General features: G+C 67.0%; 1 protein-coding gene (cut by a window edge). It reads left to right on the top strand.

The features are described 5' to 3' along the window. On the top strand, nucleotides 1-12,652 hold the final stretch of the coding sequence (locus ON21_RS05105; protein ID WP_039795822.1) for a sigma-70 family RNA polymerase sigma factor. The gene continues 21,755 nt to the left of window position 1, outside the view; 12,652 of the gene's 34,407 nt are visible here — the last part of the coding sequence; its start codon lies off the left edge, out of view; its stop codon occupies nucleotides 12,650-12,652.

Here is a 12,652-nt window from a genome sequence, read left to right as displayed (position 1 = left end):
ACTCGAAGCCGAACTCGTCACCGGGTTCCACAAGGATGCGCCCCAACCACGCCCGTATCCGACGGAATTCCAGCCCGCCACAGTCGAACCGACTCCCGACTCCCGCTGGGCCTTCGGCACCGCCGAGGGCGAGGAAGGATCCACGCTTCCAGCCGATCCACACCCCACCCGACAGGAGAACAAGGACGCGGCGCGCGCAATCGCCGCACTGCGCCATCAGTTCGGGGAGCACGCGACACCGTGGTCGCTGGTCGAGCGCGTCGACCCCGATGAGGTAGTCGATGCTGCCCGGGCCCGCGCCGGAAGGAATGCGCGCTGGTGGTTCTCGCTGTCCGCCGAACAGCAGGCGGGGATGGTGGCGGTAGACCCCGCCCTGATCGGCAATACCGACGGCATCCCGTACACCGTGCGCGATTACGCCAATCGCCGGTCGATCACCCGGCAGCTCACGCAGCTGCGCCGGATCATCGGGCACCGCGGACTCACCGCCGCGGAGAAGGCGCATCTGCTCAACCTGGAGACCACCCGGGATCAACTGGCCGAAATCGAACGCCGCGTCGAGGACTTCGGATCGCCGCCGGTACAACTGCTCGCCTACGACGCCGAGAAGTACGACGGCAACGGCCGGATCTCCGTCTCCATCGGAGACGCCGACGAAGCGACGAACGTCACCCGCCATGTCGGCGGCTTCGGGACCACGCTGCGGTCACTGCTGTACCGATACGGGTTCGCGGGTGCGCAATACGAGATGACCTCACGGTATGCACCCGATGAGACCGTGGCGGCCATCATCGATATCGGCTACGAACATCCGACCAAACTGCTGAAGGGAACGGTGCCGGTTCTCCCGTTCGATCCCCTCTATCACCGGTTCGCGGAAGTCGGTGGCTATGTCGTAGCGCGAGATACCGTGTCCTACAACAGCACTCGCGAGGCTTTGGCCGAGCATCGGGGCACAGCGCTGCCGCGGTTGCACACTCTCCTCGGACACAGCTACGGCTCCACGACCGTGTGCTACGCGGGCCGGGACGCCCGGCTGGCCGGCGAGATCGACCAGGTGGTTCTGACGGCCTCCCCGGGCGCGGGACCGATGACTGGGGCTACCGACTTCGGTATCGGGGCCGAGAACGTCTATGTGCTGACGGCGACCCGTGACCCCATCGCCTGGCTCGGCGCCACCACTCCCGACCGGCGCGGCCGATTCCTCAACCGCGGTCTGGGACCGGATCCGGCCGGCGAGTCCTGGGGAGCGGTGCGGGTCACCGCGGAGCCACCGAAGACACCGGAGTTCCGCAAGCGCACGCAGGTCCATCAGGGTTACAACTCGTATGCCGATATCGAGGCCCGGGTGCCGACCGAGTCGCTGGACAATATCGGCCTGATCACCGCGGGTCGTGGCGCCGAGGCCACCCGAGCCGAACATCGACCGGCCCGAGGGGGCCGCGGTCCGGCGCTTCATTTCACCGATCCGGAACGCGGTCGGGCCGCCCGCACCCGCGCACTGAACGATGGCTTCGCTCCGGCGGAGGCCGCCGAAATCGAGCAGCTCATCGCCGAACTGCTGACCTACCGCGACAAGGACGGCAATCGTCCGTTCGCCTACCTCGAGAACATGCCGATTCCCAGCGCCACCGAACCATCCGGGCCGGATTGGGTCGCCAACCGCAGCGAGTGGTTCCGGGCGCTGCGCGAGGGCGACCTCGCCACGCTGCGAACCGTAGAACTCACCGCCAAGGATCTCTTCGAACTGAAGCGCTTGCTGCGACGATCCCCCATCTACCTGACGCTCGCGCTGGTCGTCGCCACCGGATTGAAAGCCGAACAGCTACTGGGTATTTCCGACCGCGGCCCGCTGTTGTTCAAACAGGAGAAGCGAATACAGGGGAACGAGACGATCACCGTCTGGAAGTTCCGGACCCTGCCGGAGGACGAGCCGGAAGGACCCACCAGCAGCGCCGCCGTCGATCGGGCCATGCCCTTCCAGCGGTATCTGCGCGACACATCGCTCGATGAACTGCCGCAACTGCTGTCGATCGCGAGAGGAACCATGTCCTACCTGTCGGGCAGACCGATGCTCGACGGCGACCGTGTCCAAATGCGGAAAGTACTCACACCCGAGGAATACGCATTCTGGGAGCAGCACCGCAAGAACGACCTGTGGTCGGCGCTGCACTTCCCCGGCTGCCGCGGTTTCGAGGACCGCGAGTCGCCGGAATTCCTGCGCACCAGATATCTCGCGGCCCGGCTCTATTCGCTGATCGGAAGCCGCTCGGTCGACGAGTACATGCTCGGGGTAATCGACCGGTACCTGCTCGGCATGGTTGGCAGCAAGGGCCGAGTACTGATACAGCAGCTCGCCGCCCACCTGCATGGCCGTTTCCTCTCCAGCCCCGCTGTGAATACGGGGACGACCGATGCCGCGGCACAACCGTCGTCCGACGCCGAACCCACGCGATCATCCGCTGGTGACACCGATCGACCGGCCATGGACAGCGGCGCGGCGCAACCGTCACCCACCCCGGTGGAGCCCGCGCCCGACGACCCCTTGCTCGCGCGGATCCGCGGCATCAACCCACTGCGCAACCGGGACAACAGCGCCGAGTGCACCATCGCCGCCGACCTCCGGCTCAGCGGCCGACCCGACATCGTCGCCGAACCGTCGGCAGCAGGACGAGTACCCGGTGACGACAGCCGATCCCACATCCGGTTCATCCAGGCCCACTACGACACGACGTTCCAGCACGTCGAGAGCTGGACCGACCTCGAACAGCAACTCCTCGACGCCGGCCACCTGGCACGCGGCATCATCGCCTACCGCCACCAACCCTTCGGAGATCCGCAAGGCCACACCGTCAACGTCGTCAACGACCACGACACCATCCGGTACCTCGATGGCCAGACCGGCCGAGACGTCACCGAGAACATCCACGCACTGATCGGCCGGTTCACAAACCCCGAACACCAACGCCTCCATGGTTATCCCCTGGTGGAGATCGACGCTCACTTCCTCCGCACCGACGGCCACTACACCGGATCCCGCCCCGGCGCACCGGGTGTAGCGACGCCCGTCCCTGGCTCGCCCACGGTCGACGAACCCGCCCGCGAGCCCGGGCACTCCGACCGGGACCCGCAAAGCCCGCCGGAATCCGGAATTTCCTCGAGCACGTCGAGCACCCGCGGTAACACAAAGACCCCCGGCAACAGCGTCGACTCCGTCGCGATCGACCTCGACGACGAAGACGCCGAGGACGATAATTCTGCCGAAGGTCCGCCGGCCGACGCTCCTGTGAATCCGCTCGACGGCGCTCAGGTGGTACGGCTGATCCTCGACGGCCCGTCGGTACCCGTGCGATGGCAACCGGCCGCGCAGTTGCCGGACAGTGTGCTGCTCGCCTCGGCCGTCGAGCAGGATGTCGACCTCGACACGATCCGTCGGAGGTGGGAAGAGCTCCAGGAGGAGTATCCGGAATCGGGGTGGCGTATCGGCGGAGGGCTGTTGTTCCGTGGCGACACACGTCCGCGCAGCGACCTGTGGGCGAACGGGTTCGTCCCGCTGTCACAGCGCGACGGCAGGGTTGTCTACACGACGGTGCGGGTGAATCGAGCCGCCGATTACGGCGAATCGGTGCTGGTGGACGACGAGACCTCGGAGTGGACCCTCGTCCATCAGATCTACGTCGTCGACGCGCCCGGCGGATTCGGAGTGGTGGACGAGAACGGCGGTGTCGTCTCCGTGCACTGGCCGGGAGGCCTGCGTAGCGATCGCGTCATGGGCTGTTTCGAGATCCCCGCGCAGATTTGGCGGGGCAATTTCGCCGCACTTGCCGACGAATTACCGCAGTACTGGCGCCCCAACCCCGGATACTTGCCGGACGGCCCCACCGATACAGGGACGACTCCCGGCACGCCCCAGGACCCCGTCGCGATCGACCTCGGCCCCTACGACGACGACTCCGCGGGCCGCGATGTCGTCGTTCCCGGGCACGCTACCGGTACCCCGGCGGGGGTTGCCGAGCTGGTGGGCGAGGATCTGTCGTTTCGCGGCGATGTCGCCGAACAGCTTTTCGCACAGCACATCCCGGAGGGAGAGCCGCCGGTGACGACGACTCGCGCCGCCTGGGAGCGGGATGTCCGCCGTGCGGTGCGCGGTGCGGAGGCGAGGCTCGCGGGCCTACGCCCCGGGCCGGGGACGGAATCGGGATCGGGCTTGCTCGGCCTGCCGCCGTTGTCCGAGATGTTCTGGTCACGAGAGGATCCGGAGGACGACGGCGCGCAGCCTGTCGGCCTGCACAGCCCGCCGATACTCGACGGCCTCGTCCGGGACAGCGCACAGGCGGGATCGCATGAGAATCACACCGCGTTCGGCCCACCCGCCTGGGTGTACGCGGCATTCGCCGTCCGCAATCCCTGGCCGCCCGAGGTACGGCCGCAGGTGCTCAACTGGTGCATGCAGCAGATTCGGCAACGGCACGACGGCGCTGCGGAAGCCGACTTCCACCGCTACCTCGCGGTCGAAGCACGAATCGCGGCCATCCGCCAGGCACTCCACGCGCCCACGGACATCGCTACCGACCCCGGCCGGTACACCGATCTGGTGTCGGCGTTTTCCACGAACCTCACCTTCGTGCGCCGCGAAGCGGCCATCGGCCGGGCCCTCCGGAATCGTGGGAAGCTCAGCGCCGGGTCCGCGTACGTGGCCGGCCTGCGTCGGGAAACGGAACATCGACCGGTACCCGAGGACGAAGGTCAGCGTGTGCTCGAAGCCTTCGCGAGCCACCTGTCCCGGGGACGGCCGTCGAACCTCGACGCCTATATGACACCGGCACTCGATGAGCCGCTCCCACCGCGGCTCGGGTCTTCGATTCGAAGATTGCTGGAAAAGCGACGGCAGGTCGAGTTGAGCAGCGCTCTCCGGCCTCCGGCGACACAGACACAGCGCAGAACACACAGACTGAACGTGACCGGCGCCGCCTACGAGCCGGACCCAGCCCGCGAGGGGGCGGTACGCCTCCGCATGCACGCCGCGGTGATGATCGATGGAGCCGAATTCGGCGATATAGAACTGATTTTCGAGCTCGATGCCGCCGGAATCGTCACGGCTTACGTCGATCCCGGCCCGGCCGGCGACTTCCTACCGGAGTATCGGTCCGCTCGGGGCGGCACAGGACGAGGGTCGTTCCTCGACTTGGTTCGGCACTTCGTGCGCGGCATCGGCGCCGATGTGCTGCAGGTGAAGGTGACCGACGACGCGGGCGCCGCGGAACTGTCCGGTCGCGACCTGCTGTCGCGCGCGGGCCTCGTACCGGTCGAGAACGCGCCGCAGTGGCTGAGCGAACGCTGTGCACCACCGGCGGTCGCGGCCGACCCCGTCCCTTCGGGCCTGGATCGACGACTCACTCGCGAGCAGGTGCTCGGGTTGATGGAACAGGTCCGCGTGACCTCGCCGCACGAATCCGAAAACCAATGCGGTGTCTGGCATCTGCCGCTGCCCGCCGAGCCGAGCGCGACCTCGGTACCGATGGTGACGGTCCGGGTGTACCTGGACGAGGCGCAGCGTTTGGGCTTCGATCTGGACTCGCTGGCCGCGCCGGCAGCGGAAGCGTCGGACCTGTTCCACCAGGCGGGGGTGCGTGGCCCGCGGCTGCTCTATGACTCCGAATCGTCGTCGATGGCACTGGACTTCAAGACCCGCGTGACGATTCACGAGCACATCGCGGGCGATGAAGTCCTGCCGGACGAGGGTTGGGACCGCACAACCGAGGACGTCTTCCTCGAGTTGTCTCGACTACACGGCCTGTCCTCCACTCCCCACACGAAGCATCTATGGGACCGGCAGCAAGAACACCGGGTGCTGGAACTGGAGCACGGCGACTTCGACCACAGGCTGGACACGCTGATCGGCGGCGTCCCGCTCTTCGTCTTGTGGCAACCGACGCTCCTCAACGATGGCAGCGAGCTGATGGGCTTCACGCACGGCAACCCGATCCGCCGTAAGATGCGGCGCGGCGCCGACGGCCGCATCGGGTTCACCGATTCGAAACTCGCGCAATACGCGCCCATCGCATGGGATTGGGCCCGGTATTACCTCGTCAACGACTGGGCCGACGACGCAGAACGACGTGCCGTGCACTCCGAAATCCGCACGATTCTGCAACACCGATACGGAGACGGTGTCGGTGACGAACTGGTGGCGGACTTCGAGCGCTACGTGCTGCTGGAGGCACGCAAGTCGATCATCGGCGACGCCTACCGGCTACCCAAGAAGATCGCCACAGGGTTCGCGACCATCGAGGAGGTGCTTCCGGACTTCTACCGGAACATCGCCCTCGTCCGCCGCGCCGCCGGGCAGGACCCCATCTCCGAGGACGCGGTGCACGATCTGCTGGCGGAATGGGCGCTCCGTGAGCTGGAACTGCTGGACACGTCCGCCGCCGCGGCGACTGCCTGGGAGATTCCGCCCGCCCGCGCGACGGAACCACGCCGGTGGATGCGGCGGCTGCTGCACGCGGCCGACAGAGAGCTCGGTACCGGTCAGCAGGATGTGGACAAGTCGGCGGCACTGGCCGCCGTCCAACGCTGGGACGGACCGCGCCGGCTGGAGCCGACCAGGGTGCGGTGGCTGGGCTCCTCGGAGGGCTTCGTCACCGCCGTCGTCACGGCTGCGGTCGTGGAGGGCACCCGCATCAGCAGCGAGATCTATTTCACCTTTTTCACGGATGCCTCCGGCCGGATGGTCGCAGATTGCGTCGGCGACCTGGAAGCCCAGAAGGTCGAACCTCTCGTGCTCGACTTCGTTCGTGACGCGGGCGCGGACCGGCTCCGGGTGACGTTGATCAGCGACTGGCCGGCGGCGGCTCGGGCCGGATTCGACTTGAACAGGGAGCATCCCGGTGAGAGAGAAGCAATCCGCGAGGCCTTGTGCGACGCCATAGACGACCTCGAACAGCGCGTGCCGACCGTCCCGCCCGGCGTCGCAGAAATAGGCCGAAGGTTGCGAGCAGGTGACCTCCCTACGCTGAGGGAACTGTGGGATGCCGGGCTGATCGACGCCGGTGTTCCGCTCGAGGAGATCCTCGCACCGTGGGCCGCGTGCATCGACATGGCCGACGCACCCGCTGCCACGGACCTCGAATGGAGCCAACCCGAAGCGCGGCCGGTCGTAGCCATCCCCACGGACCCGCCTGCGCAGGAAACGTTGCTGGACAACATGAAACGCGAAGGCCGCGGCACGCTGGACTCGAAGGTTGCCGCCAGGCAGATCCTGCGGGCCCGACTCCGAGCACCCGACTACGAGGGAAACAACAAGCGAGCGTGGCGCTATCGAGACGACAACGGCAACCGGATAGTCGTGCACCAGATACTGCCGACGACCACAGGTGAAAAAGACCTCACCCGCAACCCCGATCCGTCGCATCGGAATGTCCGCTGGTTCCATTGGCTTCCGTTCGATGCACCCGATGCCGTGCAGCTTGCCGGAACTGTGACCGATGTTCCCGCACGGGTATACCGGTGGCGCGATTACTACGTGGAGGAGTATGCCGACGGACGCACCCCGGAGCCGGATGATCCGAACTGGGAGTTGAACTTGAACAAGATGTTCGAGGTGAAGCGACGTCTGCTGAATGTGCAGCTACCCCCGCATCTGCAGGTGCGCCCTGTGACCGAACACCTTCACCTCTACCTGGATCATCAGCGCCGCAATTACCGTCGCCGCGCGCCCTGGCTGGATCGGCTGTTCCGCCTCGCCCCGCATCAGGCCTGGTCGCCGGAGACCGACGACGCGATCTGGCGGCCGAGCCTCAATCACAACGACATGACGCTCAACAACCTGCGAATCGACGACGAGAACGACACCGCGACGCTGATCGATTGGGACAACGCCGCCGTCACCCACCCGCTGTGGGATTACGTGACGATGCTGTGGTCGAACTGGCCGCCGGAGGTCGCCGAGCAGGTCGAAAACAAGATCAGAGCCGAGGTCCGCGACCTCGAGGCCGAGGGGCTGGTCGGACCGGGCGCCGAAGCGGAGCTGGATCGGCTGCTGACAATGGGTTGCCTCGACTCGCTCTACGCCGATTCGCGCAATTTCGTCCAGCAGATCGCGGAGGATGCCGGCAAGGCCGACCGGCTCACCGGACGGTTCTACTCCGACTATCGACGGCTGTGCCGCCTGCGCGGATGGGAGCCGGAGTCGCCGGATGTCGTTCGCACACTGATGCTGGAAGCGGTGAACGAGGTGTGCAGGAGGCAGGGTCTGCCGCCGCTGCCGAATGAGCCTGCGGCGCAGCCGAGTCGGCAGGCCCCATCATCCGCGGAACGTCCGGAGGCTGTCGCGCCCACCGCACGTCCGCATCCGGTTCTCCCGGCCGCCGAGGTCGCAGGCGACACCGAACTTCTGGCTGTCGTGAACGGTCTGCTGGATCGACGGTACGGTCCTCGCGACTACGCCGTGACACCGACCGCCGCACGGTACACCGACAACGCCGGAAATCGGTGCTTGACCGTATCAGCCACCATTGTCGCCGCGGGCACGTGGCGCGTCGGCGAATCGGGCGACTTGCGTTTCCATGTCAGCCAGGGCGGAGTCGCCGAGGGCCTACCGGGCGTCGATGAAGCAGGCGATATGCGTTTCCATGTTCGCCAAGACGAAAACGGCCGGGTCACGGTGACTTTCGACCACCTGGTGGTCGACCCGGCCTTCGCGGGCGGGCACTTCGCGCAGCACTTCGTTCCGCAACTGCGCCAGTGTGTCGGCACGGATGGCCGGGTCATCGTGCCCGTCAACGGCCCGACCGGCTTCACGATCGCGGCACAGCACGGTCTTCGGCTGGATTCCGATCCGCGCCATCTGGCCGAATCGCGGGAGAGCACGGCGCACCTGCTGAGCACCGACCCGCGGGAACTCATCGCCGACCCGATGCTCGACCGGTTCGACCGGCCCGCCGAGGCACGACCGACCTTCACGGAGCTGGCCGCGTATCTCCAGCCGCCATCACAGCAGTGGCCGCAAGACCGCCGGTGGTGGGGCGTGCTTGACGGTGCGCCCACGGACGTTTCCGATCCACTCCCCGGTGCGGCTCCGCGACCGACAGCCCGGATGACGTCCCTCGGTGCCGAGACCGAGGATCCCGCATTGACCGGAACCGACATCGAACTTCTCACCACGCTGTTCCGCAATCGAGCCCACTTCGCCGGGAATCATCACGGGGTCTGGATCTTCGAGCTGAACGGCCGGAAGGTTGTCATCCGGGCGTCGATCAATACGCCGAATCCCAATTTCGATCCCCGGATCGGCCTCACGTTCGGGGAATCCGCCGCGGTCCAGCTGTGCCGGAAGGCCGGTGTCCGGGTACCGGCGCTGTATCACGTCGGCGCCCAGGAGTCCTATCCCGAGCACTACCTGTTCCACGAGTACCTCGACGGGGAACACCCCACACCGGATGATCCGTGGCAAGACGTCGCGGAGGCCCTGTTCCCGGCGCTCGATCGCCTGCACGCCCTGCACGCCGAGCACTGGGCCGAGGCCGAACCCGAGCAACAAGTACCCACCACCCGCGTCGAATGGGAGCAGCGACTGGTTCGCGAGGTGGCACGGATCCCCCTGGAGTTCGACACCGATGATCGGCTGCACGGCGAACTGGGTCTGCCCGGCCTGTACGAGATCTTCGCTGTCCGGCCCGCAACGGACGACGATATCCAGCTCGGTGTACTGCACGGCGATCCGACCTTCCTCAATATGAAGCTGGGCCCCGACGGGGCCGGGCTGCTCGACCTGGAACTGACCCAGCCGGGATCGCCGGTGTGGGATTACGTGGCGTTCGCGACAAGGAACCCGTGGCCTACCCCCACCGTCCGGAGCAAGGTCATGAACTGGTGCCGGGCGCGACTGCGGCGCGACCACGGCGCGGACGCTGCTGCGGACTTCGACCGATATCGGGTGCTGGAAGCATGGAAATCCGTTGCCGGAGACAGCTTCCGGTTGCCGCTGCTGATCGCCCGCGACCCGAGTTTCCTCGCCGACGCGACGGATGCGTTGCACCGCAACCTGAAGGTCGTGTTCGCGGCCGCGGGTCGACGGGCACCGGATGAGGCCCAGGTGCGTAGCCTCTTGCAGCGATGGTCTCGCCAATTCGTACGGCAACGCGAAAACCACCTGACGGCGACGGATTCGGCTGCCGACCGATCGGCGGCCGTCGCACCGGCTATCCAGGCGACGAATCCGGACACGTCCTGGCTGCCGCGGCTGTCGGTGCGCGAGTTGCTGCTGCGGGGCACGATCGGGCACGACAGCGCCGCAGCGGAGGCCGGCCTGTCCGAAGCCGTCGCCACCCTGCGGTGTGCCGACGGACCTGCCAGGCTGGAAGCTCTCGCGGCGGAATACGAGCCACTCGATGACGCCGACCCGGGCGTGGTGAGACGCATTCGGCTGCGCACCGTGCTGATGGACGGCACCCGCGAATACGGCGAAATCGCCGTGCGTTTCGACCTCGACGAGCACGGACGAGTCACCGCACGTCCGGAACCGATCGGCGCCGACCTCGATCGCCTCGCCGCCGACTACGGCGGCCCGTACCTCCTCGGACCGGCCGAAGACCTGGCCCGGCGGATGGGCGCCGATGCGGTCGAGGTCGAGGTTTCGCGCAAAGACGGCGTCCGAGCGGCGCGGTGCGGGTACAGCTGGGTCGCCGAGCCCGGCGGGCAGGCCGGGCCGAGCGCGTGGTTCGCCCGGCGATGGGCGTCCAAGGACCTCACCGATCCGGCGCTGCCGACCACCCCGATCACATTCCGCCCTGCCCTACGCCGCCCGCAGGGCACCGATTACCTGCTCGACATCGCCGAACCGGTCCCCGACGGCGGCTTGCAGCTCGACGATGCGGCCCGCATGCTGATCACCGTCGTGACGAATTCCCCCGATGTCGCCGGCCATTACACGGAGGTCTGGTGCGTCACCGACGGCGGCGGAAAGCCGGTGAAGGTGCGGCGCATCGTCGCCAAGCCTGGAGACAAGGATCTGGCCGCCAATCCCACGCATCCGAAACTGCTCGCCGGAGACCGGCTCGTCGACCAGGTCGCCCTGGACGACGAACGCGCGGAAGATCTGGCCCGGCAGGCAGGTGTCGACGTGCCGACGACGATGGCCCACTCCGACGACTACTCGTTCCGCGAAATGGGCCCCGGCCGCGTCCCCACGACCGGTGACCAGGACTGGCCACGGACTTTGCGCGCCCTGCTCCGGCAGTTGCGGCGGTTGCAGGCGGTCGAGCTGCCCGACGATCTGTCGGTCCGCACCGTAGCCGACCAGGAACAGCTGTACCTGAGCATGCAGCGGATCAAGCAGGAACAATCTCATCCGTTCCTGCACTGGATGCGAGTACCGCTGCCGCACGAGATCTGGGTGCCGGGCGACACCACCTGGACGGCCGGGCTGAGCCACGGCAACGCCACCTTCCGCAACCTGTGGGTCCGGCCCGACGGCGAAGTACGCCTCGACAACTGGAATCTCACCGGCGTCCGGCACCGGTTGTGGGACTACGTCACCATCTTCTGGAACTCATGGCCGCCGGAAGCCCTGGGCCGGGTGACGATCATGGTCGAGGACGAAATTCGCGACCAGCACGGTGAATCCGGTGTTCTCGAGTTCCGGCGGCTGCGCGCCATGGCCGCCCTCGACTCGCTGTACACCGACTCCCGATACTTCGTGCACAAGATCAGCGTCGACCCCACCACAGCCGGCCCCCTGACACGTCGCTTCTACTCCGACTACCTCGCCCTGTGGAGCTACGCCGAGACGACCGGGCAGTGGCCGTCACGGGGGACGCGACTGACCTATCAGCAGGTCCGCGACCTCATGCTGCATGCCGCCGACCCGAGCAGGCCCCGCCCCGACCTGCCCAGCACGGGTCTCGACACCACGACGCACTCGACTCGGCGGACCACCGTCGCACCGGACCCGAATCTGTCGGAGGTGCCGGCCATACCGGATCTGCTCGCCGAACCCCCCGCCGAAAGCGAGTTGCTACCGAGATTGGCCGGCCTGCAACGGGCGTACGGCCTCGAGCTCGAGCTCCGGCTGACCCGTGTCGACTATCTGCGCACCGACGACGAGTCCATCTCCGGAATACGAATCCGCGGCGTGTTCGTCAGCCGTGGCGAGAATCCTTCCGAGGCGGGCGATCTGGATCTCTCCATCGAGTTCGACGAAAAGGGCCGGCTCACCGCACGATTCGACAAGCTGTGGATAGAACCGTGGCAAGCCAACACCAGAGCGGGTGACCAGGTTGTCTCCCCACTCCGCGCTTACCTCCGCCGGTCCGAGGTGGAAGATGTGACCTTCACGGTGCACGGCCGCCGCGGGGCTCGCGCCGCGATCAGGCACGACCTCGACTGGAACGGCGTCACCGATCCCGACCATCTCGCCGCAGGCATGCGGGCGCTGAGCAGCCGCATCCGTGCGGATCTCGCCCTGGAACCGGACGCTGTGATCACCCGGGAGTTGCGACAACTCCTCGACGAACTGGATTCCCCACCGAACGACGCCGCACCGAACGACCGCTACCCCACCCTCGCCGAAATCGACCGCCACCTGCCGAGAGGAATGCACGCGGCCGACTTCTTGAAGGGATTCCACTGGATCGGCCACACCACGCCGTGA

The organism is Nocardia araoensis NBRC 100135 (genome assembly GCF_000308435.1).
Lineage (GTDB): Bacteria > Actinomycetota > Actinomycetes > Mycobacteriales > Mycobacteriaceae > Nocardia > Nocardia araoensis.
The sequence above is the reverse complement of the archived record's forward strand: the minus strand, read 5'-3'. Positions and strand labels throughout refer to the sequence as shown.